This window comes from Bombilactobacillus thymidiniphilus (assembly GCF_023380245.1).
Classification (GTDB): Bacteria; Bacillota; Bacilli; order Lactobacillales; family Lactobacillaceae; genus Bombilactobacillus; species Bombilactobacillus thymidiniphilus.
In genome coordinates, this window is record NZ_CP093365.1 from 171,216 (window position 1) to 196,346 (window position 25,131).

Annotated in this window: 30 protein-coding genes and 1 other RNA gene; 4 read left to right on the forward strand and 27 right to left on the reverse strand. The window is 34.8% G+C overall.

The genetic code is table 11. The features are described 5' to 3' along the window. Nucleotides 1-12: 12 nt before the first annotated feature. Nucleotides 13-453: a division/cell wall cluster transcriptional repressor MraZ gene (mraZ, locus tag MOO47_RS00920; RefSeq protein WP_249513504.1), complete on the reverse strand. Its 441-nt coding sequence runs from the start codon at nt 451-453 to the stop codon at nt 13-15. Nucleotides 454-606: 153 nt separating this feature from the next. On the opposite strand from mraZ, the gene MOO47_RS00925 reads away from it, so the two are divergent. Continuing rightward, nucleotides 607-717, forward strand: coding sequence for a DUF4044 domain-containing protein (locus tag MOO47_RS00925; protein ID WP_249512983.1), 111 nt, complete (start codon nt 607-609; stop codon nt 715-717). Nucleotides 718-864: 147 nt separating this feature from the next. Here the strand turns inward: MOO47_RS00925 and ssrA are convergent. From ssrA to glmS, 11 genes are all read right to left on the reverse strand, one after another. Continuing rightward, nucleotides 865-1,232: a transfer-messenger RNA gene (ssrA, locus tag MOO47_RS00930) on the reverse strand. Nucleotides 1,233-1,308: 76 nt separating this feature from the next. After that, nucleotides 1,309-2,505 carry an acetate/propionate family kinase gene (locus tag MOO47_RS00935; RefSeq protein WP_249512984.1) on the reverse strand — a complete coding sequence of 399 codons (1,197 nt, stop codon included), beginning with the start codon at nt 2,503-2,505 and terminating at the stop codon, nt 1,309-1,311. Between the two features lie 2 nt (nt 2,506-2,507). Further along, nucleotides 2,508-3,536 carry a class I SAM-dependent methyltransferase gene (locus MOO47_RS00940; RefSeq protein ID WP_249512985.1) on the reverse strand — a complete coding sequence of 343 codons (1,029 nt, stop codon included), beginning with the start codon at nt 3,534-3,536 and terminating at the stop codon, nt 2,508-2,510. A gap of 216 nt (nt 3,537-3,752) precedes the next feature. Continuing rightward, the gene (locus MOO47_RS00945) at nt 3,753-4,190 is read right to left on the reverse strand and encodes a ComGF family competence protein (RefSeq protein ID WP_249512986.1); all 438 of its coding nucleotides are present in this window, start codon (nt 4,188-4,190) and stop codon (nt 3,753-3,755) included. Further along, nucleotides 4,150-4,458, reverse strand: coding sequence for a hypothetical protein (locus MOO47_RS00950; protein WP_249512987.1), 309 nt, complete (start codon nt 4,456-4,458; stop codon nt 4,150-4,152). The genes MOO47_RS00945 and MOO47_RS00950 overlap by 41 nt, the downstream gene beginning before the upstream one ends. Then, nucleotides 4,442-4,915 carry a hypothetical protein gene (locus MOO47_RS00955; RefSeq protein WP_249512988.1) on the reverse strand — a complete coding sequence of 158 codons (474 nt, stop codon included), beginning with the start codon at nt 4,913-4,915 and terminating at the stop codon, nt 4,442-4,444. Before MOO47_RS00955 ends, MOO47_RS00950 begins: the two co-directional genes overlap by 17 nt. Further along, a complete protein-coding gene (gene comGC / locus MOO47_RS00960) occupies nt 4,881-5,189 on the reverse strand; it encodes a competence type IV pilus major pilin ComGC (protein ID WP_249512989.1) in 309 nt (102 codons plus the stop codon). Before comGC ends, MOO47_RS00955 begins: the two co-directional genes overlap by 35 nt. A 3-nt stretch (nt 5,190-5,192) precedes the next feature. Next, entirely contained in the window at nt 5,193-6,194 is a 1,002-nt protein-coding gene (locus MOO47_RS00965; RefSeq protein ID WP_249512990.1) for a type II secretion system F family protein, read from the reverse strand. After that, a complete protein-coding gene (gene comGA, locus MOO47_RS00970) occupies nt 6,160-7,131 on the reverse strand; it encodes a competence type IV pilus ATPase ComGA (RefSeq protein WP_249512991.1) in 972 nt (323 codons plus the stop codon). Before comGA ends, MOO47_RS00965 begins: the two co-directional genes overlap by 35 nt. 91 nt (nt 7,132-7,222) lie before the next feature. After that, complete coding sequence (locus MOO47_RS00975; RefSeq protein ID WP_249512992.1) at nt 7,223-7,954, reverse strand: YebC/PmpR family DNA-binding transcriptional regulator; 732 nt, start codon at nt 7,952-7,954, stop codon at nt 7,223-7,225. 92 nt (nt 7,955-8,046) lie between these two features. After that, on the reverse strand, nt 8,047-9,855 hold the full coding sequence (glmS, locus tag MOO47_RS00980; protein WP_249512993.1) for a glutamine--fructose-6-phosphate transaminase (isomerizing): 1,809 nt from the start codon (nt 9,853-9,855) through the stop codon (nt 8,047-8,049). Between the two features lie 220 nt (nt 9,856-10,075). On the opposite strand from glmS, the gene MOO47_RS00985 reads away from it, so the two are divergent. Next, nucleotides 10,076-10,897 (forward strand): SPFH domain-containing protein, encoded by an 822-nt coding sequence (locus tag MOO47_RS00985; RefSeq protein ID WP_249512994.1) that lies wholly within the window; start codon nt 10,076-10,078, stop codon nt 10,895-10,897. Nucleotides 10,898-10,951: 54 nt separating this feature from the next. Here the strand turns inward: MOO47_RS00985 and glmM are convergent, their stop codons facing one another. Genes glmM through murB form a run of 4 tightly spaced genes read right to left on the reverse strand, consistent with a single transcriptional unit; the run spans nt 10,952 to nt 15,061 of the window. Beyond that, the gene (gene glmM, locus MOO47_RS00990) at nt 10,952-12,313 is read right to left on the reverse strand and encodes a phosphoglucosamine mutase (RefSeq protein WP_249512995.1); all 1,362 of its coding nucleotides are present in this window, start codon (nt 12,311-12,313) and stop codon (nt 10,952-10,954) included. Between the two features lie 28 nt (nt 12,314-12,341). Next, the gene (locus tag MOO47_RS00995) at nt 12,342-13,319 is read right to left on the reverse strand and encodes a CdaR family protein (protein WP_249512996.1); all 978 of its coding nucleotides are present in this window, start codon (nt 13,317-13,319) and stop codon (nt 12,342-12,344) included. Next, nucleotides 13,319-14,155, reverse strand: coding sequence for a diadenylate cyclase CdaA (cdaA, locus tag MOO47_RS01000; protein WP_249512997.1), 837 nt, complete (start codon nt 14,153-14,155; stop codon nt 13,319-13,321). Before cdaA ends, MOO47_RS00995 begins: the two co-directional genes overlap by 1 nt. 9 nt (nt 14,156-14,164) lie before the next feature. Continuing rightward, entirely contained in the window at nt 14,165-15,061 is an 897-nt protein-coding gene (gene murB / locus MOO47_RS01005) for a UDP-N-acetylmuramate dehydrogenase (RefSeq protein ID WP_249512998.1), read from the reverse strand. Nucleotides 15,062-15,192: 131 nt separating this feature from the next. On the opposite strand from murB, the gene MOO47_RS01010 reads away from it, so the two are divergent. Beyond that, the gene (locus tag MOO47_RS01010; RefSeq protein WP_249512999.1) at nt 15,193-15,729 is read left to right on the forward strand and encodes a 3'-5' exonuclease; all 537 of its coding nucleotides are present in this window, start codon (nt 15,193-15,195) and stop codon (nt 15,727-15,729) included. A gap of 17 nt (nt 15,730-15,746) precedes the next feature. Here the strand turns inward: MOO47_RS01010 and tsaE are convergent, their stop codons facing one another. Genes tsaE through MOO47_RS01025 form a run of 3 tightly spaced genes read right to left on the reverse strand, consistent with a single transcriptional unit; the run spans nt 15,747 to nt 17,913 of the window. Beyond that, nucleotides 15,747-16,226: a tRNA (adenosine(37)-N6)-threonylcarbamoyltransferase complex ATPase subunit type 1 TsaE gene (gene tsaE, locus MOO47_RS01015; protein WP_249513000.1), complete on the reverse strand. Its 480-nt coding sequence runs from the start codon at nt 16,224-16,226 to the stop codon at nt 15,747-15,749. 13 nt (nt 16,227-16,239) lie between these two features. Next, complete coding sequence (pta, locus tag MOO47_RS01020) at nt 16,240-17,208, reverse strand: phosphate acetyltransferase (RefSeq protein WP_249513001.1); 969 nt, start codon at nt 17,206-17,208, stop codon at nt 16,240-16,242. Nucleotides 17,209-17,226: 18 nt separating this feature from the next. Beyond that, nucleotides 17,227-17,913 carry a uracil-DNA glycosylase gene (locus MOO47_RS01025; protein WP_249513002.1) on the reverse strand — a complete coding sequence of 229 codons (687 nt, stop codon included), beginning with the start codon at nt 17,911-17,913 and terminating at the stop codon, nt 17,227-17,229. A 50-nt stretch (nt 17,914-17,963) separates the two neighbouring features. Between MOO47_RS01025 and MOO47_RS01030 the strand changes: the two genes are divergently transcribed. After that, entirely contained in the window at nt 17,964-18,836 is an 873-nt protein-coding gene (locus tag MOO47_RS01030; protein ID WP_249513003.1) for a Cof-type HAD-IIB family hydrolase, read from the forward strand. A gap of 9 nt (nt 18,837-18,845) precedes the next feature. On the opposite strand, the gene MOO47_RS01035 is transcribed toward MOO47_RS01030, so the two are convergent. From MOO47_RS01035 to MOO47_RS01070, 8 genes are all read right to left on the reverse strand, one after another. After that, nucleotides 18,846-19,628: an amino acid ABC transporter substrate-binding protein gene (locus tag MOO47_RS01035; RefSeq protein ID WP_249513004.1), complete on the reverse strand. Its 783-nt coding sequence runs from the start codon at nt 19,626-19,628 to the stop codon at nt 18,846-18,848. Further along, entirely contained in the window at nt 19,625-20,272 is a 648-nt protein-coding gene (locus MOO47_RS01040) for an amino acid ABC transporter ATP-binding protein (RefSeq protein WP_249513005.1), read from the reverse strand. Before MOO47_RS01040 ends, MOO47_RS01035 begins: the two co-directional genes overlap by 4 nt. Further along, nucleotides 20,265-20,906, reverse strand: coding sequence for an amino acid ABC transporter permease (locus tag MOO47_RS01045; RefSeq protein ID WP_249513006.1), 642 nt, complete (start codon nt 20,904-20,906; stop codon nt 20,265-20,267). The genes MOO47_RS01040 and MOO47_RS01045 overlap by 8 nt, the downstream gene beginning before the upstream one ends. A gap of 290 nt (nt 20,907-21,196) precedes the next feature. Then, nucleotides 21,197-22,006: a septum site-determining protein MinD gene (gene minD, locus MOO47_RS01050; protein WP_249513007.1), complete on the reverse strand. Its 810-nt coding sequence runs from the start codon at nt 22,004-22,006 to the stop codon at nt 21,197-21,199. A 12-nt stretch (nt 22,007-22,018) separates the two neighbouring features. Then, complete coding sequence (locus MOO47_RS01055; RefSeq protein ID WP_249513008.1) at nt 22,019-22,675, reverse strand: septum site-determining protein MinC; 657 nt, start codon at nt 22,673-22,675, stop codon at nt 22,019-22,021. Nucleotides 22,676-22,685: 10 nt separating this feature from the next. Further along, nucleotides 22,686-23,213, reverse strand: coding sequence for a rod shape-determining protein MreD (mreD, locus tag MOO47_RS01060; protein ID WP_249513009.1), 528 nt, complete (start codon nt 23,211-23,213; stop codon nt 22,686-22,688). Next, nucleotides 23,206-24,066, reverse strand: a complete 861-nt coding sequence (gene mreC, locus MOO47_RS01065; protein WP_249513010.1) for a rod shape-determining protein MreC — start codon at nt 24,064-24,066, stop codon at nt 23,206-23,208. The genes mreD and mreC overlap by 8 nt, the downstream gene beginning before the upstream one ends. Before the next feature lie 43 nt (nt 24,067-24,109). Beyond that, nucleotides 24,110-25,111 (reverse strand): rod shape-determining protein, encoded by a 1,002-nt coding sequence (locus tag MOO47_RS01070; RefSeq protein ID WP_317617090.1) that lies wholly within the window; start codon nt 25,109-25,111, stop codon nt 24,110-24,112. Nucleotides 25,112-25,131 lie beyond the last annotated feature (20 nt).

Genomic DNA, 25,131 nt, shown 5'->3' on the forward strand with positions numbered 1-25,131 from the left:
TAATTCTCCTACCTATAAATCAAAGTCAACCAAATCATGCATTTCTTCTGAAAGTAAATCAAAACTTTGCGCAGTTTGCTCACTAATCTGAGCCCATTTATACGCATTCCAAATCTCAAAACGTTCAGAAACACCAGCAATGACACAATCTTTTTTTAGTTCTGCATATTCAATTAAAACTGGATCAATATTTACCCGCCCTTGCAAATCCAATTGATATTGACCAGCTGAAGCGTAAAAAAAGCGAACAAAGAATCGAACTTTCTTCTTAGTCAATGGTAATTGTTGTAATTGCTGTTCTAACTTTTGCCACTGCTGCAATGGATACCCAAAAATGCAGCCATCCATACCTCGCGTTAAAATAAAGCCTTGTTCTAATTCCGCGCGAAACTTTGCGGGTACAATAAGACGACCTTTAGCATCAATATTATGATGAAATTCACCCATAAACATAATCAATACCTCATATCCATAGTTGAATGGTACCACAATCCACCACTTATCACCACATTTAAATAAACTATCACAAATTACCATTTGCTTTTTAACATTATTTTGCTTAATATTGTTAAATGAGTATAGGATATTATAGTTAGGTGGATTCACTTGAAGAAAAAGAAAAGTACTTTTGCACGTATTACTCAATTTTTTATTTGGTTCATGTTGATTGTGATTGTGGCCGGTGTTATCTTCCAAGCAGTTGTATCTTTTATGTAATCTAATAAAAATTGTTCTAAAACATCCATCAGTTTTGCTGGTGGATGTTTATTTTTTTGTCTACAAATTAAGTAATAATAAAAAAATACCTTTAAACACTAGGTTTAAAGGTATTTAAGAAATGAATGGAATTGTTTGGAAAATCCACAATGGAGATGAGGAGAATCGAACTCCTGTCCATACATACTGCCACACTAACATCTACATCCATAGTTGCACTATCTTTATTTTACTACTAAGAACGCCATGCAACGCAGCTAACCTCAGTAGCTAGCCTTAAAAACTCTTTTCAATTGCTAAGGTGGCACAATTAAACGTAGACCATTTTTTTAAGACCTGATTCAACCCATGGTCAAAATTGATCAGATCACACATTAGACTGTTATTAAGCAGCTAATGCGTAAGAATTGTTATTATTTTTTGCAGTTATAATTTAACTGTAACGTTTTAACGTAGACGTAACCTACGAGATGCAGTTAGCGTTCAACTATATATGTCGAATCCATAACATCCCCGAAAGCATTCATAGTATTTATTTTAACACAAAGCACAAAAAAAGCACTCATTTTATATAATAAGTGCTTAGACAATTTAATTATGATTTACTAAGCGATCAAATTCACGAGCAATCATTAATTCTTCATCGGTTGGCACGACTAAAGCTGTTACGCTTGAATCAGCAGTCGTTATTTTACGGATACCAGATCCATCAAAATCACTTTTTTCATCAACTTTTACGTCCATGAAAGCAAAACTATCTAAAATGACCTTCCGAATATATGGATTATTTTCACCCATGCCAGCTGTAAAAATCAAGACATCCAATCCTTGCATTTCAGCAACATAACTACCAATATATTTAATAATTCGATTTATGAAAACATCAATAGCTAATTGAGCTTTAGGATCAGTGTCTTTGGCGGCAATTAAATCACGCATATCAGGAGAAATCCCTGAAATACCCTTCAATCCTGATTCATTATTCAAAATATTAATCATTTCTTGAATATCTGTAACATTTAACTTTTTCATTAGGAAAGCAACCAACGAAATATCAATGTCACCAGCACGTGAACTCATTGTTACCCCCGAAATTGGAGTAAAGCCCATCGAAGTATCAAAAGACTTGCCATCTTTCACAGCCGTAACAGAAACACCACTGCCCATATGCAAACTAATCATTTTAAGTTTAGTATAATCTTTTTGTAAAAATTCCGCCGCACGATGCGTTACATAATCATGACTAGTACCATGAGCACCGTATTTATGGGTACCGTATTTTTCATCATATTCAGATGCAATTGAATAAACTTGATTCATCTTAGGCAAGTTCTTATGAAAAGTTGTATCAAAAACTGCAACTTGGGGCACATCAGGCAACATCTCAGCAAAAGCTTCAATTCCTTTGCGTTCAGCCGGGTTATGCAGCGGAGCATACTCATCAATACTTTGTAACTTAGCCATTTGTTCTTTGCCTAATAAAACGGAGTCATCAAAGTAAGGTCCACCTGAAACAACTCGATGTCCTACACCTGATAAATCTGAAACATCTTGAATGACTCCTAAATCTAATAATTTTTCAATCAAAAAATCTACTGCCTGCGTATGGGTTTTTAAGGGTTTTTGATAAGAATATTTGTGATCATCATAAGTAATTTCAAACACCGATTGATCACTACCTAGGCGATCTACCATTCCTTTAACAATTACTTCCTCATTTGTTAAATCAAACAACTTGAACTTTAATGTTGAACTTCCAGAATTGACCACCAAAATCTTATTAGTCATTTCTATGCCTCCCATGAAAAAGTTTGTTGACTCCAAGTAACTAATTGCCGCCTGAACAATGCTACGTCTTTAGTATTATCTAAGTTAGGAATTTGCCCCATCAAAACTTGTGGCGTTTGCTTAGCTTTATCGCCTTTCCTTTGCAAAACAACAATAGATTTAGCTGCTTCATTGCTCGAAAACAAGCTTTGGGGCAAACTAATAACGGCTTGCAAGTATACTTCTTTAACCATCCATTCTGCTAATGACTTAGCCTGATCTGTTTCAAAAATCTGCGCCGGAACGATAAAAACACCTATTCCATTGGGATGCACATTATTCATAGCTTGTTCCATTAATAGATGATGTGCATATGAGTGATCCTTTGCAGCACGTGTTTTAAAGTTTAGCGTATTATTATCCAATGGATAATATCCAACAGGTAAATCCGTCAATATTAGATCAAAATCATTAACAATCCAATCAGAAACTGCATCTTGATGATATAAATCAATTTCTGTTCGGATAGCTTGTGTTGTGGCATCCGCTAACGCTAGCATTGTATCATCATTGTCTATACCATATAATTGCAACTTTAATTTACTATTTAGCCCTAATTGCTGATCTGTTGTCAATAGTAAGTTACCCGTACCTACTGCTGGATCCATCAGTTTAAGATTTTGTTTGGTACTGTCAGCAAATATTTCCGTTAGCAACAAAGAACTGATTGTTCCAATGACATCTGGTGTCATTAAATGGTTAACATCAACTTTATCTGTATTTTGTGCCTTAATAATTGCTAAATCTATAGCATGCTTAACATCAGATACTGTATAATCTGTTAGATCAAATTTACGATATTGCTGATTTAAATTATCCGCTTGTTCTTTGGTGGGAAAGCCATCCTCTACATAAGTGTCTCGGTTAACAACGTTCAAAATATTCTCAGCAAGTGCTTCTTGATAATTAATATTTAAATATTTTTTTAAACTGAGTGCTGTTTGATCTATAAATTCAAAAATTTTATCAATTTGTTTATGATTATTAGTCAATTTACCATCTCCAATGATCCACTTTCATTAATATATTAACGAACACTAGCTCATTTGGCAAAATTTAAAATTTTCTCAGTATAGAATTGATCTAATTGCTGCTCAAATTTCATTTCTTGTTGATAAAAATTTAAATAAACTATTAAAAAGATACACTCTAAATTAAGAACGAATAGTGCTGTAAGTGAAACCATAGCTTTGTCTTTGTGCCTATTATTACTTGAAGTCAAGATAATATTCCCACTTTCGATTTAGCTGGTCAATAGTTGATATTTTTACAGTATTATTAACAACCATTAAATTAATGCTTTTTTGATTAATCAACACAGGCATATGTCCGTGAATTTGTCCGGTCATGCGTAGCATATCATGATAAATTTGCAAACGATAAATTTTATGTGGCTTCTTGTAATCATTATCAGTTACAAAAGTAACCCCATCAGTAGTTACATTTTGTAATGACGAATGCACGGTTAATTCTTCTAATTCCGACACAGAAATCAACCAGGAACTATTAGCATGAAATAATACTTTTTGTTGCTGATGATAAGTTTGAATTAAAAATAATAATATACTTAATGCTAAAATCATTATAAATAATGAAACAACTGCTTCACTTAGTAAGAATGCCGAACGTTTGCTTCTTTTGATCATAGCGCATCCCTTTATCATGATACCAAGATTCAATACAATCTCCCTTTTGTTCTACTACAAATAATTTATTATTTAAAGTTAGCTTATTGAGCGTCGAATGCTGTAATTTTTGATAAATTGCTACCTTAAAAAATGTCTTTTGTTGGACTTGTTTTAGCTTTTGTTGGGCAGGCATGATGCATATTGGAATAATTAATAATGCTTGCAGCGTAATAAAAAAACCCAAAATACTATCTGATAATAAAAAAGCCTTATGTTTTTTTCGCAATCAAACGCCCCCATCCCATTTGAATTGTATACGAGTAATACTTTTGTGAACTTTTGGAATATGCTTTGATTGTTTGTGGCATAACAGAATCAGCTGTTTTAAAACTAATACTATTTTTACTATTTTTTATATTTCCTATTTCAAATTCTAAATCAGTTGGAAATTTTTGAATTTGATTGTCATTTGTGCCAATTAGATGGTATCTAATTTGATGCTTAGTATTATCAAATTGAATATTACCACCTGTTTGTTTTAAAAAGGCACTTTTAAGTGTATTATTCCAATTATTCTCAAAATTAATCATTGTCAGTTGTTCTTGTTGTAAAGGTAATTGCTGTTTATAATTAATCGTCGGAATTAACAATACTGCACTAACTAGACCCAATGTAATAACTGCTTCTGCCAGTGTAAAACCATAATGCTTATTTCTTAGGTCCCACAACTGTACCATTTTCAATGGCATAACCTTCTTTTTGAGCTTTATTAACTTGTGCTGAAGATAAATAATTATCGCTTTGCAGTTTACCCCATGTTGGGTTATCACCATCATACATATCAACTTGTGTTTGCAAAGTTGTTTTAAAAGCCGCATCAGTTTTATTTTTTGCTGAATTTTTCTGTGAATTAATGTTTGGAATAATTATTAGCAACAATAAAGAAATAATAAAAAGTACGATGACCATTTCAATTAACGTAAATGCTGATTGCTTTTTTCTCCTAAGTGATTTCATAATTTATAGTCCTTTCATCATTGAATAAATAGGCAATAAGATACTAAGATAAGTACCAAAAATTAAACCCGCAACTAATATAAAAAAGATCGGTTGAATTTTATTAATTAACTTTTGAATCTTTCCTTGTAGATTTTGATGTTTTATTTCCGCAATTGTTTGTAATTCAATCGCTAATTGGGGTGCTTGATGCCCTAGTTGCAACGCCATATCAATTTCAGCAGGTAAAAATTTATTTGATTTGATGATTTGTGACAAAGACAAGCCCTTAATAATTTGCTTTTGAACAGTAATAGCTAATTGTTGTTGCAAAGATCCACTAGTTAATTGCCGTCCAGTATTTAAAATATCTTTTAAAGACAGACCACTTTTTAAAAAAGTTGCAGTGGCTGTCAAAATAACATAGTAATAATAATCCTGGTAAATATTACCAACAAAAGGCCAGCGTATTTGATGTAACGCTTTAACAAGATCACTAGCTTTGTATAAATACCATAATTCACCTATGACCAAGATAATTAGCAAACCCATAACTCCTGTTATAATAGCTTTAATAGTAAAATTCATATTAATTTTGGGTAATTGTTGCGCCAATTCTACTTTCAAAAAAATCAATAACATTCCTAAACTAAATAATAAAAAACAAGGATAAGCCAAAAGATCCAATATTTTTTTCATATTTTTACTAGTAGTTTTTAAAGTCATTGCATTTTCTTCTAAACATTGCACCAAATTACCATGAACATCAGCAATTGCAATTTGACTAATGATTGTTTTAGATAAACCCGTATTCAGTAATGATTGAGCTAAATTAACTCCTGAATGCAGTTGCTGCAATATTTGCACCAAAATAACTTTTTTATGCGGATAAATTAATTGCATAGAATCCAAAGCTACTTCTAATGAAAATCCATTTTTTATTAGTTGTGCCAGCGTGACTAAAAAATCTGCTTGCTGAGCTTTAGTGAATTTATCCTGCTTTGTATAAGCGATAAGTTTCTTCATCAATTAGTCCTTTACGCAAATCATTTTGTAGTAAAAGCTGCCAATCTTCATTGTTACTTTGTGGGATATGAATTGCATTACGTAAATCCTCACCGACTAACAAATCTTGATAAGTTTTCACAGTATTATTTTGTTGAGGCAACAGACGTTGATAAATAATACAAGTTAAAATAGACTCCAATTCACTTTGGTTAATACCTAATTCCATCATACGTCCTACCACAGCGTACTTATTTCGCGAATGTACTGTAGAAATAACCAAATGCCCACTTAAAGCTGCTCTCAAAGCCATACGAGCCGTTTCTTCATCCCTAATCTCGCCCAAGATTAAAATATCCGGTCGATGTCGCAACGATGTTCGAATTAAATCTGCATATCCCATCTGAGCCCGCTTATTAACCTGTACCTGTAAAAAATCTGGTTCAATAACCTCAACTGGATCTTCCACTGCTAAAACAAATTTATTTTGTGCATATTTTTTAGCCAAATAATACATAGAGGTCGTTTTACCTGATCCAGTGGGACCACTAAACAAGATTAAACCGGTTTGTTGCATAATTTGCGTAGCCACGTGCTCCAGTTGCTCGGCTTGCGCATTTTGTTTCAAAGGGTAAATCAAACGAATAACTAACGATTCTTGATTAGAAAAATCTCCTACACTAGACAATCTTAGATTAACAGTTTGTTGCTGCTGATAAAAACTCCGCGCACCTACTTGTGGGCGCCGATGTTCGCTAATATTCATATCAGCCGTAAACTTCAAGTAATTAACTACACCTTGCGCAAAAGCAAAATCTAAAATTTGATAATCATGTAGACCGTCCATTTCGCGCATTTTGATAATGGTTTCCGTACCTTTAGGTAAGAAAAATATATCGGATACTTCCCTTTGACAAGCAAATTGTAATAATTGTTGCGTATAAATTTCTGGTGGCATAATTTTCTCCCTTCAATATTAAAATACTGAAAAAAACAAAAAAACTTTCCCACAATGAGAAAGTTTTTTGAATTAATTTTTATTTTATTATTTAATCAGCAAAATCAGCTGCTGCTGTAAAGACTTCAGAAACATCTTCATCGTCTTCCAGTTGATCAATCATGTTAGCAAATTGCTCTTGCTTATCTTCCGGTACAGGCACTGTATTTTGTGGAATCATTGTCAAAGTAGCGTTAGCCAACTCATAACCCATCTCTTCCAAAGCATCACGAACTTCAGTGAATTCTTTCGCACCTGTATAAATTTCAAAGGCATCACCGGAAACTTGTAAATCATCAGCTCCAGCTTCCATAACAGCTTCTAACATCTTATCTTCATCAGAATCAGTAGTCGATCTATCAATGACAATATACCCTTTACGATCAAATAAATAAGCCACTGAGCCAGCTGCCCCCATACTACCACCGTTGCGCGTTACTGCCACACGGACAGAAGTAGCTGTGCGATTTTTATTATCAGTTAAAGTATGAATTAAAACAGCTACTCCACCAGGAGCATAGCCTTCATAAGTGATTTCTTCGTAATTTTCTCCACCAGCACCAGCAGCTTTTTCAACTGCCCGTTTAATATTATCTTTAGGCATATTAGCAGCACGCGCTTTATCTACTACCAAACGAAGGGCTGCGTTATTTGCAGGGTCAGGATCACCACCCTTTGCTGCCATATAAATTTCGCGCGAAAGCTTCTGGAAAATTTTACCACGTTTTGCATCTTGGGCATTTTTACGTCCTTGAATATTATGCCATTTGGAATGTCCTGACATACGCTAACTCCTTCTTCCTAAATTAGTATTATTGACAAAGCCGTATATTATCATACCAAAATATTAAGATAGCTTCAATCATTTTGAGGCAATTATTCAACAGTAACACTTTTAGCTAAATTACGCGGTTGGTCCACATTATTACCACGCTTTTTAGCAACATAATAAGCCAACAATTGAGCAGGTACAATCGCTGCTATTGGTAAAATATGCTCATCTAAATCAGCAATTACTAATTGATCTTGTTTTTGCTGCAACTTTTCTGTACTAATAATCAAAGTATTAGCACCTCGACTGGCAGCTTCTTGAATATTACCACGCGTCAACTCAGCCGTTTTTTCTTCAACGACAAAGCCAATCACCGGAGTATCTTGCTCGATCAAGGCAATTGTTCCGTGCTTTAGCTCACCCGCAGCAAAACCTTCTGAATGTACATAAGATACTTCCTTTAATTTTAAAGAGGCTTCCAAAGCTAAATAATAGCCGTTACCCCGACCTATAAAGAAAGCCGATTCTTGGTTATCAAAATAAGTTGCTGCTAATTGTTCTATTAAATCTTTTTTGTCAATTAATGTCTGAATAGCACTAGCAGCTAAAGAAAGTTGTTGCTGCACATCAAAAGATTGTGCAGTTGTCAAATGTAAATTTTCACCGACCGCTTTGGCTAAAATTGCTTCTACCGCAATTTGCGCAATATAAGCTTTCGTGGAAGCCACAGCAATTTCTGGACCAGCTTTTAAGGCTAAACTATAGTCGGCTTCTCTGGCCAAAGTCGAATTTTCCACATTAGTGATAGTTAGTGTAAGTTTATGCAATTTTTTAAGCTCCACCAAAACTTGCCGGCTATCTGCAGTTTCACCACTTTGGCTCAAGAAAATAAAGAACGGTTTAGCTGACAATTTGGGCAAATGATACCCGAATTCACTAGCTAACTGCACTTCCACCGGAATATCGGTCAAATCTTCAAATAATTGCTTTCCTACTAATCCAGCATGCCAACTAGTACCGGCAGCCACAATATAAATACGATCGCTAGCGGCTATTTGCTGTAATAATTGATTATTAATTTTTAATTGCTGATCTGGAAAATAATGCTTTAAAATCCGACGCAAAACAGCAGGTTGCTCATCAATTTCTTTTGACATATAGCTATCGTAAGCACCCAGTGATAGATCACTAGAATCTAATTTAACTTCATAAGTTTTGTGATTTACTTTTTGATCTTGGGCATCAAATAATTGAATCTTATCTTTCGTAATGACTCCGCGCTCACCATCTGCAATCGCCATAAAAGTATGTGTTTGCTCCAATACTGCCGCAGCATCAGAAGCAATAAAATTAGCTTTATCACCGACACCAATCAATAATGGGCTCTTATTTTTAGCAATCATAATTTGCTCAGGTTGCTGACGATCCATCAATGCTATCGCATATGAACCCTTGATTAAGGAAAGGACTTTTTCAAAAGCTACAAAAACTGCCAATTTTTCATGACAAACAAAATAATCAACTAATTGAACAATTACTTCAGTGTCTGTTGTACTGGCAAATGAAACATTGCTTAAATAAGTTTCTTTCAATGATTCTGTATTTTCTAAGACACCATTATGCACTAAATAAAAACGATGATCTTGTGAAAAATGAGGATGTGCATTGGCTTCACTAGGTTGACCATGAGTAGCCCAACGAGTATGACCAATTCCACTATTACCTAACTGCCGATCGTTAATAGCTTCTTTTAAATTGACAATCTTACCCGCTTTTTTAATTAAGGTGTCATGTTCACCGTCAGTAATATAAACTCCTGCTGAATCATAACCACGGTATTCTAATCTTTCTAAACCATTAATCAAGATGTTAGTTATGTCAGTTCCACTAACAGCTCCTACAATTCCACACATAAGTTGTATCCCCCCTAAAATTGGTATAGATAAGTACCGCGAAATGGGCGGTAGCTAACAACTGATATGATAATAACGTTATCAGCATATGTCAATAAATTTTGCGAAATGGTATATACCTAATTAGGAGCTATATATTTTACCCATATTACTTGCTATAATAAATTAGTGTTACTCTTTTTCATTAGTATTTAATCATAAAAATCAAAGGAGAATGATTATGCCCTTAGGATTTAAAATTGTGCCACAAAATTGTGAAGGCTTAGTGGCAACATTTGGTAAATATAAACATAAAGTAGAATCTGGATTACATTTTTATGTGCCTATTGCTCAAAGCATCAAAACAGTCAATTTAGCTATGCGTCCACTAGAATTACCCCATTATTCAATAATAACTAAAGATAATGCAGAAGTATCCACATCTGTAACCTTAAATTACCATGTTACAGATGCTGTTAAATATCAATATAATAATACAGATTCTATTGAATCAATGTCCCAGCTAGTTCGGGGACATTTGCGTGATATCATTGGACGAATGGATCTAAATGATGCCCTGGGTTCTACAGCACGGATTAATGCCGATTTAGCCGATGCAATCGGTGATCTAACAAGTACCTATGGGATTAACGTAGATCGTATTAATATTGACGAACTACTGCCTTCACAAGAAATCCAAAAAGCAATGGATAAGCAATTAACTGCTGATCGTGAGAGAATCGCAGCGATCGCCAAAGCAGAAGGTGAGGCAGAGTCAATTCGTCTGACTAACGATGCTAAAAATAATGCTTTAATTACTACTGCCCAAGCGCAAGCTCAAGCTACTAAAACTCAAGCAGATGCTGAGCGTTATCGAATTGATACAGTTCAGGCAGGTTTAGCCAAGGCTGACAATAAATACTTTCGTAATCAGTCAATCAACGCTTACGAAAAACTAGCCACATCAAATACTAATTTAGTAATTGTACCTAATGAAGCTAGCGATAATTTTGGTCAAAGTGCGATTTTAGCCCAAGCTATTAAAGACCAAAAAACAAAATAGAGATCCCACAATAAAAAAATCTCCAGACTAATTTAAATTAATCCGGAGATTTTTTTATTGATCTAAGCCCATTTCTACTTCAACAACTTGCGCAATTTGATTACTAAAACGATATGCAGCTTCCTCACTAGGTGCTTCCACCATGACACGTAGTAGTGCTTCTGTGCCACTAGGTCGTACTAAAATTCGACCATCACCATTCATTTCTTGTTCTGCAGCATCAATAGCGGCCGTAATTTTTGGATAGTTCTTCCAATTGTTTTTATCAGAAACTTTAACATTTACCAAGCGTTGTGGATAAGTCTTTACCGACTGGGCTAATTGTGACAAAGTCATTCCAGTCTGCTTGATAACATTCAACAATTGAATTCCTGTCAACATACCATCACCAGTATTATGAACATCAAAAATAATAATATGACCAGATTGTTCGCCGCCCAAATTATAACCATTTTTAACAATTTCTGCAGCCACATTACGATCACCAACATCAGTTTGCACCGATTTCATGTCATTAGCTTCAATGGCCTTGTAAAGACCCAAATTGCTCATCACTGTGGTAACAATAGTATCTTTTTTCAAGCGACCATGAGCCTTAAAGAAATTGCCTAAAATAAACATAATTTTATCGCCATCAACAATGTTACCTTTTTCATCAATAGCAATACAACGATCACCATCTCCATCAAAAGCCAGACCAATTTGAGCCCCTTGCTTCACAACTTCACGTGCCAATTTTTCAGGATGAGTGGAACCGACGCCATTATTGATATTTACACCATCTGGATTAGTAGCAATCGTTGTAAAATCAACATTCAAATCGGCAAATAATTTTGTTAATAAATTACTAGTGGAACCATTGGCACCATCTAGAACAACACGTAAATCTGATAGATCCTCTGAAATACTTTGCTTCAAAAACTCTAAATATTTTAGCGATCCCTCTTTGTAATCTTCAAAAGTGCCAATTCCTTCAGCTGATGGACGTGGTAGTTCATCGACTTCTTGATCTAGAAAATGCTCAATTTCTTCTTCAGTAGAATCCTTTAATTTGTAGCCATCAGGTCCAAAAAATTTAATACCATTATCACTAGCCGGATTATGGGAAGCTGAGATCATAATTCCAGCATCTGCGTCTTGAACCTTGACTAAATAAGCTACTGCGGGTGTTGTAATCACTCCTAAATTTAAAACTTCAATCCCAACAGACAATAATCCTGAAACTAGAGCCATTTGTAACATATGACCTGATTTACGAGTATCACGGGCTACTAAAACGGTTGCACGATCATCATCACTATCTTTTTGTTGCGATAAAACATATCCCCCAGCTCGTCCTAATTTGAATGCTAGTTCCGGTGTTAATTCCTTGTTCGCAATACCACGAACACCATCAGTACCAAAATATTTAACCATTGTTCTCCTCTTCAATTAAGCTGCCATATTAATTGTCAGCATCATTATTATTTTTGATAAAAACTTTTATCGTACGTGGACTAGAATCTATAATATCAGAATTCACTTGATTGATAGTAATAACAGTTGATTTCTTGGAACCAACTTTATTTATATCAATTGGAATTTCCAAATGATCAATCCGATCTAAAACAGACTGTTTCGCAAAAATTTTAACTTCTTTAACATCAGAAGTAAAACTATAATTAGTATAATTTTGATTGGCATTTTTAGCCACAAATTTTAAATTAACTTTTTTGCTTGGTACAAAAACACCAATCCTAACTTGCACAGTTTGCGGACTCAATAAAACAGACAGCGTTCGCCCTTGATCATCTAAAGCTTGCAACATTACTTCCTGATGAAAATTAGTGGAAGTATCTTTAGCCAATTTAGCACGTGCCACAACTTGATCAATCCTTTGTACTTCATCACGTGCACCTACCACATGCACCACCTGTGGAGTAACAGTTGCCTCACTAGCTTGATAACCATTAGCAATATTTTTCAAATTATATTTGACTTGGATTGGGAAAATACGCTCTGATCGTGGTTCAATATCAACATTAACATATCTCGGTTTGATAGAATACTTTAAATTATTATTCAAACCACTCTGCCGAACCAAAACACGATGATGACCAATACCTAAATTATGCAAATCTAAATAAGTCGTAAAATTTCTGGTATTTTTGGTAGCTGTTACCAAGGCTTCTGGGCCTTGTAATTTCACTGCTACTTTTTTAGGGTAACCCGTAATAAAATAATTTTTCGAATCCGAGTTTAACTCCAATTTCATATTCAAAGTCGTAGTGCGATTTGCATTCGTTGTGTTACCCATTGCAGAACCACTTCGCGTACTACCAATACTAGGCAAAGAGACGCTCCAATAAATCCAAATTGTAACTAAAAAAGATAACAAAATATAAAAATATTTAGAATTAGCAAATTTACGCCACTTTTTCATTAACGCTCTCCCTTCTTACGATGTGGTAACAAACTAGATAAAAAGGAATTAGTTTTAGTATTTTTTGGTTCTAATTGAGCCCTCAAGTAATTCAAATAATCTTCCTGACTTAAATCTAACATCATATGATTATTGTGCGTGATCATAATTTCGCCAGTTTCTTCAGATACAACAATGGTCAAGGCATCCGTAACCTCACTAATCCCTACTGCTGCTCGATGTCTGGTACCCAATTTTTTGGGAATTGCATTACTTTCTGATAAGGGTAAGTAAGCGGCAGCTGTAGCAATCTTATTATCATTAATGATTACTGCACCATCATGCAATGGCGTGTTAGGAATAAAAATATTAATTAACAATTCACCAGTAATATTAGCATCCATAGGAATTCCAGTTTCAATGTATTCTTCCAAACCTGTATCCATCTGCAAAGTAATTAAAGCACCAATTCGTCTTTTGGACATATATTGAATTGCTTTATCCAAAGCCGCAATTAAATTATCAGCAATATCTTTTTGTTCATTCCTAACTGGAAAAAAAATTGGCATCCGTCCTAATTTTTCTAAACCACGACGAATTTCGGGAGCAAAAATAATGATAATAACAATAACAGACCAATTAAAAATTTGATCAGTTAAATAAGCTAAAGTACGTAAATTGAAAAACCAACTCACTAACTTAATAACAATTATGATCAAAGAACCTTTAATCAGCTGGATCGCTTTGGTACCACGAATCATCATCAGAAGTTTGTAAATCAAGAACCAAACAAAAACAATATCAATAATATTAGTTAATGTGTTAATAGTAAATAAATGATTTAAAATGTTAGCCATGTAATCACCCTACTTACTCCGATCTTCACCAATAATCCGCACTTCCGTTTCTAGTTTGACATTAAATTTTTGTTGTACCGTTTTTTGAATTAATTGAATCAAAGTCAAATAATCCGTTGCCGTAGCAGTACCTAAATTAATAATAAATCCTGCATGTTTCATCGAAACTTGTGCGCCACCAATAATTTTACCTTGCAAACCAGCTTTAATAATTAAGGGTCCTGTAAAATAACCCGCTGGTCTTTTAAAAACACTCCCACAAGAAGGATATTCCAGCGGTTGTTTAGAAGCTCTTAAAGCATTCAATTCATCCATTTTATTTTGAATATCGGGCTGCTTGCCAGGTTGTAAAGTGAAAGTAACCGCGGTAACAATCCCTTGATTTTCTTGTACCACACTATGTCGATAAGCAAAATGTAAATCAGAACCTCTTAACGTAACCTCACGACCATCCGGCAAAATTTCGGTAATGGCAGTTATAACTTCAGCCACTTCGCCACCATATGCACCAGCATTCATAAAGGCTGCTCCACCAACACTTCCAGGAATTCCCGCAGCAAATTCCAATCCTGTTAATTGCGCTTTGCTAGCGGCTTTAGTAACATCAATCAGTGATGCTCCAGCTTGAGCTATAATCTGATTATTTTGTACTTTAATAACCATAAACTTAGTTAACATAATTACTAAACCACGAATTCCACCATCTTTGATGATTAAGTTACTGGAATTTCCCAAAGTTGTTATCGGCATTTTATCTAACGCATAATTTATTAACAGTTTCAATTCAGCGTCATTTTTAGGAAACGCTAAAAAATCCGCTGGTCCACCAGTTTTTGTAAAAGTATATTTACTTAAAGGTTCATTAACCTTGATTTCAACTGGTAACTTCAATATTTCAGTAGTCATTAATCACTAGTCCTTGCAAATTTGTCATGAATTAATTTTATCACAGTATTATTATTTTTAACGTTTCACCAATCATTATTATTTAGTATATAATTAAATTCTGAAATTATTTGCAAGAAAGAAGTGAGAATATGAATTTTATTGCAATGGATTTTGAAACAGCTAACTTTCAAGCTTCTAGCGCCTGTTCTTTAGCAATTGCGTTAATCAATAATAATCAAATTATTGATACTTTTTATACCCTAATTAATCCACAACAACCATTTAACCGTAAAAATATTGCTATTCATCATATTAGTCCGAAAGATGTTGAAGACGCACCAACTTTTGCCCAAATTTGGCCCCACATTGCACCATTATTTGATTTGAACCATTTAATTACCGCCCATAACGCAGCCTTTGATAATCGAGTCTTAAAAGCTACATTGACCGCTTCAAATATCAAAACACCAACCTATAACTGTATTGATACTTTGCGTACTTCACGACGTTTTTATCCTGATTTACCCAATCATAAATTAAATACCGTATCTCAGGCGTTGAATATTGATTTAAAGCAACATCATAATGCGCTTTTTGATACTGTGGCTTGCGCAGAAATCCTCTTAAAAACGCAAGCTGAATACGGCTGGGAACAAATCCAACCGTTAACCAAGATAGTCTCCTAAAAAAAGCATTCACTAAATTATCGTGAATGCTTTTGATACATAGCTATAAAATTATTTAACAGTGATTGATAATGTTCACCACGAGGTTTAAATGTGATAAAACGCTCTTCATCTTGATCATTATCGCGTGCAATTTGAACAAGCAAGTACTCCTCAGGTAATTGGTCAGCAACAAATTGTGCCCATTCCATTACTGTAACCCCATCACTACCCAAATATTCCTCTAACCCTAAGGCAGAATCCGCTGCATTTTCTAGGCGATACATATCCATATGATAAAGCGGGACACGACCATTTTGATACTCTCTAATTAAAGTAAAAGTTGGACTTTTAATTGAGCGATTAATACCTAATCCTTGAGCAATCCCTCGTGTTAAGGTTGTTTTACCAACACCTAAATCGCCATCTAATAGCAATACATCTCCAGCCTGCAATAATGTTCCTAAATATTGTCCTAAGGCAACTGTTTCTTGGTAACTACATGTTCTAATTATCATTGTAACCTCGTTGTTATATTGCTTGTGCAGCGGTAATTAAAGCTAATTTATAAACATCTTCACTATTGGCCCCACGTGATAAATCAGAAATTGGTTTATTTAAGCCTTGTAAAATCGGACCTGTAGCCTCAAAGCCACCTAATCTTTGAGCAATTTTATAGCCAATATTACCAGATTGCAATTCTGGGAAAACAAATACACTAGCTTGACCGGCAACTTTAGAACCAGGTGCTTTTTGCTCAGCTACACTAGGAACCAAAGCCGCATCAAATTGTAATTCACCATCTATCAAAATATCAGGTGCCAATTCTTGAGCTAATTGAGTGGCTCGGGCTACTTTATCAACTGCATCACCTTTAGCAGAACCCTTAGTAGAAAAGCTCAGTAACGCTACTTTTTGATCAATATCAAACAATTTAGCTGTTTGTGCAGACATCACAGCAATTTCAGCTAAATCTTCAGCACTAGGGTCAATATTAATAGCACAATCAGCAAATAAATAGCGTTTTTGACCTTTCTGCATAATAAAAGCTCCGCTTGTGCGTTTGATACCCGGTTTAGTTTTAATAATTTGTAAAGCTGGACGTACAGTATCACCAGTCGGGTGAATAATTCCTGAAACCATTCCATCAGCCTTTCCCAAATAAACTAACATTGTGCCAAAATAATTAAAATCGCGTAACATATTTTTCGCTTGTTCTGGGCTATTTTTCCCATTGCGCCGCTTCACGAAAGCTTCAACCATATATTCATAATCAGCATAATTGTTGGGATCAATGATTGAAATACCTTTAATCTCAATTCCTAATTCGCTGGCTTTTTGTGTAATATTAGTGGCATCACCTAAAAAGATCGGCTCCAACAAATTATCTTGTTTTAATTGCGCTGCCGCTTGCAAAATGCGCTGATCGCTGGCTTCTGGAAAAACAATTTTTTTATTTTTACCACTTATTTTTTGTTTTAAAGATTCAAATAATTCCATATGAAATTCCCCCTATAATTAATTATCTTGCGGTTGCTGTGGTAATTGCCAATCAATTGGCTGTTCATGATATTTCTGCAAAGCTTTATTAGTTTGCGAAAATGGTCTTGAACCAAAGAAGCCATAATTAGCTGAAAAAGGACTCGGATGCGTAGAACTAATAATTGTATTTTTACTAATATCAATTAAATTACTTTTGGCTTTAGCCGCTTTCCCCCACAAAATAAAGACTACACCACCCTTTTGGGACAACTTTTGGATAACTTGGTTCGTTAAAGTCTCCCAACCTTTTCCTTGGTGCGAAAATGCTTTACCTTGTCGTACTGTCAAAACCGAATTAAGTAATAATACACCTTGTTGTGCCCAGTATTTCAAATAACCGTGTTTAACTGGAGCAATGCCTAAATCAGCTTGTAATTCTTTATAAATATTTTGTAAAGAAGGTGGCACCTTATTGCCTGGTAAAACTGAAAAACTTAAACCATGGGCTTGATTGGGTCCATGATAAGGATCTTGTCCCAAAATAACCACTTTTGTATCATGATAAGATGTCCACTCAAAAGCTTGAAAAATGTGATACATATCAGGATAAATTGTCTGTGTTTGGTACTCATGTTTCAAAAATTGATGCAACTGGCGATAATATTCTTTATCAAACTCTGGACCAATAACTGTTTGCCAATCATTTTTTATTAATTGCTTCAACCCATCACCCACTTATTATGCTAAAATTTTCCTGTAAGAGGAGGCATGCTATGTCAATCAAAATCATTGCATCCGATATGGATGGAACGTTGTTAAACGATCAAGCCACTATCTCTCAAAATAACTTGGATGCTATTCAAAAAGCGACCAACGCAGGTATTCAATTTGTCATCGCAACTGGTAGAGGACTATCTGAAGTTAAACCATTAATCAAAAATTTAACTACTAAGCCAGCTATTATAACCTTAAATGGCGCACTCGTTTATGATTCCAACACTGTGCCAATCGTCAAAATCCCCTTAGAGAAAGCGACCCTATTTCAAAGTATCGCAGCTATCAAGAAAAAGCAACTGTATTTTGAAATCGTTACCGATCATGGGATTTATTCTACTAGTCGTTTTCAAAGATTAAAACATTTTACTAATTCACTACGTGCTGTTAATCTTAATTTATCATTTGATCAAGCCTTTAAAAAGGCTCAACAGCGGCCGGAAATTGTTAATATTAACTATGTTGCCGATTATGAATCCATTTTACAAAATCCCACTATTAGTGTGATGAAATTGTTAGTATTTGCCGATGAAAAAAATGATGCCTTGTCTGACTTACGCCACCAATTAGAACAGCTTCCAGAAATAATTATTACTTCTTCAGCAGCTAATAACTTAGAAATCAACAATAAAAAAGCACAAAAAGGAACTGCTTTGCAAGAATTTGCACAAAAAAATGCTGTCGACATGCAACAAGTAATGGCAATTGGCGATAATTTGAATGACGAATCAATGATTAAAGTGGCAGGCCTAGGAGTAGCCATGGATAATGCCGTCCCTGCCATCAAAGAATTGGCACAGTATCAAACCACCAGTAATAAAGAAGATGGTGTAGCAAAAGCGATTGATTATGCTTTAAATCTTAGCGTTTAAAACAAGCTTTTAGCTGGCAAACCATTTTTGTTGTAATTGTTGTAATTTGCCAATTTGCTTTAATTTATATAAAGCTTGATTGATTTCTTTTCTAGTTTTAGAGTCATCTTTGCGCATTCCAACAGCAAAATCTTCCCCAGTGAATTGTGTTTGCAAAATACGATATTGCTGGGGATTTTTGGTGTGTTTGACATAATAATCAGCAAAAACACTGTCAATCATAAATCCTTTGATACGTCCAGCATTCAAGTCTAGCATTCCTTGTTCTAAACTGTCATATTGTACAGGCGTTTTGTTTTTAATGAAATCTTTCAATAAACTAGGATTTTGTATAATTTTGGTGTAACTAGCTGATCCTGATTGCGTACCTACACTTTGATTTTGTAGATCCTTGACCTTTCGAATATTACTTTTTCTTTGTACTACAATAACTTGCTGATTGGTTAAATAAGGCTTGGAGAAAGCTACTTTTTTGGCGCGCGGTGGCGTTTTACTGTAGCCATTCCAAATCAAGTCAATAGTTCTATTCCGCAATTCCGTTTCTTTCATTGACCAATCAATCGGCTGAAAAACAATTTTTCGATGCATCGTCTGACCGACCATTTTTGCTAGATCAACATCAAAGCCTTCCAAATTGCCACTTTTAGTTTCATATCCCATTGGTACATACGAATCATCCAAACCAACAATTAAAGTGCTTTGTTTGGTACCTAAGCGCTGATTAGCTAAACTGCAACCACTTAGCAAAACCAACATTAAACTCCCCATGATCCAAGATAATATTCTTTTCATTGTGTTTGCTCCCCTAAGTTAAACATTCGATCAGATACTTCATGTGCAAACTCTAAATCATGCGTCACGACTAATTGTGTAATTTGTCGCTCCTTAAATGTCCGTAATAATTCAGATACTTGACTTTTATTTTGTGCATCAAGAGCACTAGTTGGTTCGTCATAACACAAAATTTGTGGACGTAAAATTAAAGCACGGGCAATGGCGACTCGCTGTTTTTGACCACCAGATAGTTGAAAAGGATAATAATCTTTTTGCTCTTCTAACTGCAATAAATTTAATAGTTGCTGCACATCTCCATCAACTTTATCATGTGGGACTTTTTGAACCCGTAAAGGAGCTAACATAATATTTTGTAAAACCGTTAAATTAGGAAACAGGCGAAAATCTTGAAAAACAATGCCAATTTTATTTTGGCTGTGATCCTTAGGGTTAAACGCTTGGTTATTTACCTTAAATTGTCCTTGATCAACGGTTTCCAATCCTAAAATAGTGCGTAATAACGTTGTTTTTCCAACGCCGCTAGGACCAACAATAGACAAAATTTCACCCACACCTACTTGTAAATTCACTCCATCTAATACCTTTTTATGTGCAAACGACTTGGTAACATCAATTAATTGCAATGCAGTTGGATTATTCATAATATGAGAAACCTCGCTCTATTTTATTTTGTATATACGTTAAAATACCTGTCAATAATAAATAAATAATACCTACTAAAACTAATGGAACTAACGTTACATCACGAGCAGTAGCAACATTACCAGCACGTAATAAGTCTCCAATACCCAAGACATAAACTAAAGATGAATCTTTAACTAGATTAATAACCTCATTTCCCATCGAAGGTAGAACAATTTTGACAACTTGAGGCATGATCACAAAGCGAAAGGCTTGTTGCTTGGATAATCCCAATAAGGCAGCTGCCTCACTTTGTTCTTGACTAACAGACTGCAAGCCACCACGAAATATTTCAGCAAAATAAGCAGCATAATTTAGTACAAAAGCAATCACTGCAGCTACAAAACGTTCAAAAACGATTCCAATTGTCGGTAAGCCATAGAAAATGAAAATTAATTGTAATAGCAATGGGGTTCCTCGCATTAACCAAACATATGCTTCCAAAATTATTTTCAATAATCGAAAACGGCTTCTTAATCCGAGTGCTAATAATATTCCTATTGGGATTGCCAACAATAAGGTGATTACAAACAATTCCACAGTCACTTTAGTTCCCGATAATAAGGACGGCATAATTTCACTAATATATTTCATAACTTTCAACCTCACTTTAAAATAAAAAAATCCTCCTAAGCATTATTTGCTTAAGAGGACGAATAATATTCGTGGTTCCACCTCAGTTCGTGCCTAATTCACATCAGACACCTCAACCAGTTAACCTAACTGCTGATAACGACTGTCATCCAGCCGGATAAACCAATATTATAATTCACAAGTGTGTTCTATGTTGTCACTAGTAACTGTTCACATCAACCACAGCTTCTCTGAACCAGCCCACATATCTATCTTGATCAAAATCATAATATTAATTTAACATTATAAAATCACTTGCTTTTAAACAAACGTTGCCAAAAACCACTTTTCTTAGTAGGCAAACGATTGTTGTCAATTTCATTTAGGGGAATATCTTTACCTAAAATACGATGTGCTAAATTAGTGTAGCCAATCGCTGCTGGATTACTATCTTGGATACCAACTACAGGATGTCCATCATTAGATGAAGCAATCACCTCATCGTCGTCGATAATAACACCAATTAAGGGTACTGACAACCTATTGACAATATTTTGTATATCCATAGATTTACCACTTTGGATCATTTGTAAACGCACTCGATTAATAACTAAGTGAATCCCATAAGTTAGATTAGCCGCTTCTAAAATACCAACAACCCGATCAGCATCACTAACAGCAGCAATTTCGGGCGTTGTCACAACAATAGCGCTATCAGCCACCGCAACAGCAGCTTGAAATCCCCTTTCAATACCTGCAGGACAGTCAATAATCACAAAATCAAAACTATTCTTCAGATCAAGCACAATTTGACTAATACGCTCAATATTCAAATTATCTTGACTGGCACTCTGCGACGCCGCTAGCATGCATAAGCCATTATACTGTGGATGTTGAACCAAAGCCCTTTGTACATCAATACGCCCACTTATCACATCAACAATATCGTAAATAACACGATCACTTAACCCTAAAATAGCATCTAAGTTGCGTAAACCAACATCCAAATCAATAACACAAATTTTTTTACCAGCTTGAACTAGAGCTAAGCTTAAATTAGCTGCCGTCGTTGTTTTACCGACGCCACCCTTACCTGAAGTAACAACTATTGACGTTCCCATCAAATTTCCCCCTTAACTTATAATAATCTCTTTTTGAGGTTTAATAGTTGCTAAATTATCAATTTTATCAATGGCTATTGTATGCAGATCATTAACATAAAAAAAGGAATCCATCTCTAAATTATCCATAGCTAGATCGGCTACAATTTGAAAAAGATCACTAATGCGAATTTGCCTGGCAGCACCTAAATTACCAGCTATAACGGCATCATCATTGTCAGGAAAACCAGCATGAATAATCCCTTCAACTACACCAACTACAAAAATACTCCCCGTAGCCCTGACTTGAGCACCAGCATGAACATCACCTAAAAGCAATAAATTGCCATTATAATCTAATATTTGCCCAGATCGAACAATATGTGATTCAATTTGAATTTGATTTTTTTTCAAAATATTATTTAAACTAGTTTTAGTGTCTACTGCACTAACAATTTGTTTCAAATCTAGCATGTGATAGGATTTAATTAACTGTTTTAATTCAGTAATCTGTTTTTCACCTAGTAAGCGCTGCTGAGTATCAACTATCAAAGTTAGCTTGTCGGTACTTTTAGCTAGGTCATCAAACAAAACTTTCATGTCTTCCAATGCAGCATTAAAGTCACAATAAGAAGAAATTTCTAAATAATACTCTTGACCCTTACCTTTTAATGCTACATTCTTCATCATTGACCTCCTGTTATATTAACCAATTAAGCAATTTAGCTAATGGAAAATATAAAATTACAAAAAATAATGAATTAACTAATAAAGTTGGTGCTAACCAATTGACAACAAAAACAGCAACATCCGTGGATGCCAAACTTAAAAATATTCCAATCAAGTACAAGTATACAATCGCTAATGTCAAAACAATAAAATAAGTACTCCATTCAAAAATAAAAGTTTCCGGGACATAAAAACGAATCCTTTGAATAATTAACAATGTCAATGGAAAAATAATTGTGTACAGTCCAAAAACATGCGAATAATAGGAATCATACAAGACGCCTAAAATCAAAGATTCCCAAAATAATTGCCGTGTATTTTGTGCATCACGCAAACTCATCATCACTAATATTAATAACAAAAATTGTGGTGAAGCCTTGAAAGAAGGTAAATTGAAAACTGGCACTACACCTTTAATTAAGCCATCACAAAAAAAGGCAACCAATAATAAACCAACTTGTACAATATACTTGGAAGTATTACTTTTTAAATTAATCATCTTCAACATCTCGGCTAATCACAGTAACAACCGTGAAATTATTTAAATCAGTCGCTGGCTTAATATAGATAGAAGAAACTAAACCATAATCATCTTTTTTGATATGTGCCACAGTTCCTACAAATAAGCCACGTGGTGTCAAACCACCTAAACCAGAAGTAACAACTTGCTGACCTTTTTTAACACCTGTCGTCGACGTTACATTGGTCATTACTAACATATTGTCATTTTTGTCGTAACTACCAATAATTCCACTAGCATCATTACCGTCTTTTTTCAAAACTTCCACTGCAAATTTATTACTTAGCGACTTATCAGTGGAAATTAAACTTACCTTGGAATTAGTCTTATTAACTTCCACAACTCGACCAATTAAGCCAGATTCTGAAACTACTGGCATATTTTTTTTGATACCAGATAAGGAACCACGATTAATAATCAAATAATCTTGCCATTCATTAGGTGATCGCGAAATAACACTAGCCGATAATTTATGATAATCAGTTAATGTTTTATTTAATTTGACTTGCTTTTTCAAAGCATGGTTTTCCTTTTTTAAAGTACCATTTTGTGCTTTAGTTTGTGCTAAATCATCGATACGTGTTTTTAAACGCCGATTTTCTTGATAGGTATTAAATAAACTTGTCACATTGTTACCAATATTTTTAATTCCATTGACAGGATAAGCAACAACATCACCCACAATGCCGATCGTATCATTACCCACCTGATGTATAAACGCCGGTTGATCTCTTTTATTACTTAAAGTAACAGAAGCAGAGATCAAACCAAAAGTAGCAATTACTACGACCATGATAATAATTAACTTTTTATTAGAAAAAAAGTTCCGCATTAAACTCCTCCACTAAATTAAAAAAGTGGCTCCAACCACTCTTTTATCTATGTCGTTTCATTACATCAAGATTTTTTAGTGATTCGCCTGTTCCAACAGCTACACAATCCAGCGGATCTTGTGCCACAAATACGGGAACCTTGGTAGAATCAGAAATAACTTCTGGTAAATTCTTTAATAAAGCACCACCACCTGTTAAAACAATACCATGATCAATCACATCAGCAGCAATTTCAGGGGAAGTTGATTCTAGAGTTTCTTTAATTGCTACTACAATTTCTTCAATATCTTCATGGATAGCTTGAGCAATATCAACAGCTTTTAAATCTACAGTCTTAGGCAATCCCTTTAACAAATCACGTCCGCGCACACTAATATCTGCCAATTCAGCAGCTTTTTCAACTGAAGCCGAGCCAACTTCCATCTTTAATTGCTCAGCTGTTCGTTCACCAATTAACAAATTATATTTTTGGCGAATATAATCAATAATTGATTCATCGAACTTATCGCCTGCCATTCTAATTGAGCGACTAGAAACAATTCCACCTAAAGAAATTGTTGCTACATCGGTTGTTCCACCACCAATATCAACAACCATACTACCAGTTGGATCCATTACTGGAAGCCCTGCACCAATCGCTGCAGCAAAAGGTTCTTCAATCAAATAGGCATCATGGGCACCCGCATTTTGGGTAGCTTCAATAACAGCTCTTTTTTCAACTTCTGTAACACCACTAGGCACACAAACCATCACATCAGTTTTTGAATTGCCCACGGCTTTTTCAAAGAAATACTTCATCATGGCAGCTGTAGTATCATAATCAGCAATAACGCCATCTTTCATCGGTCTAATCGTTTTAATGCTACCAGGAGTCCGACCAATCATTGCTCGGGCTTCTTCACCAACAGCGACAACTTCGCCAGTTTCTACTCTTTTAGCTACCACTGAGGGCTCGCGCAAAACAATTCCCTGACCATCAACATAAACAATCGTATTGGCAGTTCCTAAATCTATTCCAATATTTCGTGAACGCATTCCAAACAAAGCATTATCTCCCTTATATA

Bases quoted from the DNA above. Each gene is read 5' to 3' on its own strand.
- murB (WP_249512998.1), bottom strand. From the start codon at position 15,061: ATGACTACTGAAATATTGAAGTTACCAGTTGAAATCAAGGTTAATGAA.
- MOO47_RS00985 (WP_249512994.1), top strand. From the start codon at position 10,076: ATGCCCTTAGGATTTAAAATTGTGCCACAAAATTGTGAAGGCTTAGTG.
- MOO47_RS01035 (WP_249513004.1), bottom strand. From the start codon at position 19,628: ATGAAAAGAATATTATCTTGGATCATGGGGAGTTTAATGTTGGTTTTG.
- pta (WP_249513001.1), bottom strand. From the start codon at position 17,208: ATGGAATTATTTGAATCTTTAAAACAAAAAATAAGTGGTAAAAATAAA.
- mraZ (WP_249513504.1), bottom strand. From the start codon at position 453: ATGTTTATGGGTGAATTTCATCATAATATTGATGCTAAAGGTCGTCTT.
- glmS (WP_249512993.1), bottom strand. From the start codon at position 9,855: ATGTGTGGAATTGTAGGAGCTGTTAGTGGAACTGACATAACTAACATC.
- MOO47_RS01030 (WP_249513003.1), top strand. From the start codon at position 17,964: ATGTCAATCAAAATCATTGCATCCGATATGGATGGAACGTTGTTAAAC.
- minD (WP_249513007.1), bottom strand. From the start codon at position 22,006: ATGGGAACGTCAATAGTTGTTACTTCAGGTAAGGGTGGCGTCGGTAAA.
- mreC (WP_249513010.1), bottom strand. From the start codon at position 24,066: ATGCGGAACTTTTTTTCTAATAAAAAGTTAATTATTATCATGGTCGTA.
- MOO47_RS01055 (WP_249513008.1), bottom strand. From the start codon at position 22,675: ATGATGAAGAATGTAGCATTAAAAGGTAAGGGTCAAGAGTATTATTTA.
- MOO47_RS00975 (WP_249512992.1), bottom strand. From the start codon at position 7,954: ATGTCAGGACATTCCAAATGGCATAATATTCAAGGACGTAAAAATGCC.
- tsaE (WP_249513000.1), bottom strand. From the start codon at position 16,226: ATGATAATTAGAACATGTAGTTACCAAGAAACAGTTGCCTTAGGACAA.
- comGC (WP_249512989.1), bottom strand. From the start codon at position 5,189: ATGAAATCACTTAGGAGAAAAAAGCAATCAGCATTTACGTTAATTGAA.
- MOO47_RS01010 (WP_249512999.1), top strand. From the start codon at position 15,193: ATGAATTTTATTGCAATGGATTTTGAAACAGCTAACTTTCAAGCTTCT.
- comGA (WP_249512991.1), bottom strand. From the start codon at position 7,131: ATGCCACCAGAAATTTATACGCAACAATTATTACAATTTGCTTGTCAA.
- MOO47_RS00935 (WP_249512984.1), bottom strand. From the start codon at position 2,505: ATGACTAATAAGATTTTGGTGGTCAATTCTGGAAGTTCAACATTAAAG.
- MOO47_RS01045 (WP_249513006.1), bottom strand. From the start codon at position 20,906: ATGAAATATATTAGTGAAATTATGCCGTCCTTATTATCGGGAACTAAA.
- MOO47_RS00945 (WP_249512986.1), bottom strand. From the start codon at position 4,190: ATGATCAAAAGAAGCAAACGTTCGGCATTCTTACTAAGTGAAGCAGTT.
- cdaA (WP_249512997.1), bottom strand. From the start codon at position 14,155: ATGGCTAACATTTTAAATCATTTATTTACTATTAACACATTAACTAAT.
- glmM (WP_249512995.1), bottom strand. From the start codon at position 12,313: ATGGTTAAATATTTTGGTACTGATGGTGTTCGTGGTATTGCGAACAAG.
- MOO47_RS01040 (WP_249513005.1), bottom strand. From the start codon at position 20,272: ATGAATAATCCAACTGCATTGCAATTAATTGATGTTACCAAGTCGTTT.
- MOO47_RS00965 (WP_249512990.1), bottom strand. From the start codon at position 6,194: ATGAAGAAACTTATCGCTTATACAAAGCAGGATAAATTCACTAAAGCT.
- mreD (WP_249513009.1), bottom strand. From the start codon at position 23,213: ATGATTAATTTAAAAAGTAATACTTCCAAGTATATTGTACAAGTTGGT.
- MOO47_RS00995 (WP_249512996.1), bottom strand. From the start codon at position 13,319: ATGAAAAAGTGGCGTAAATTTGCTAATTCTAAATATTTTTATATTTTG.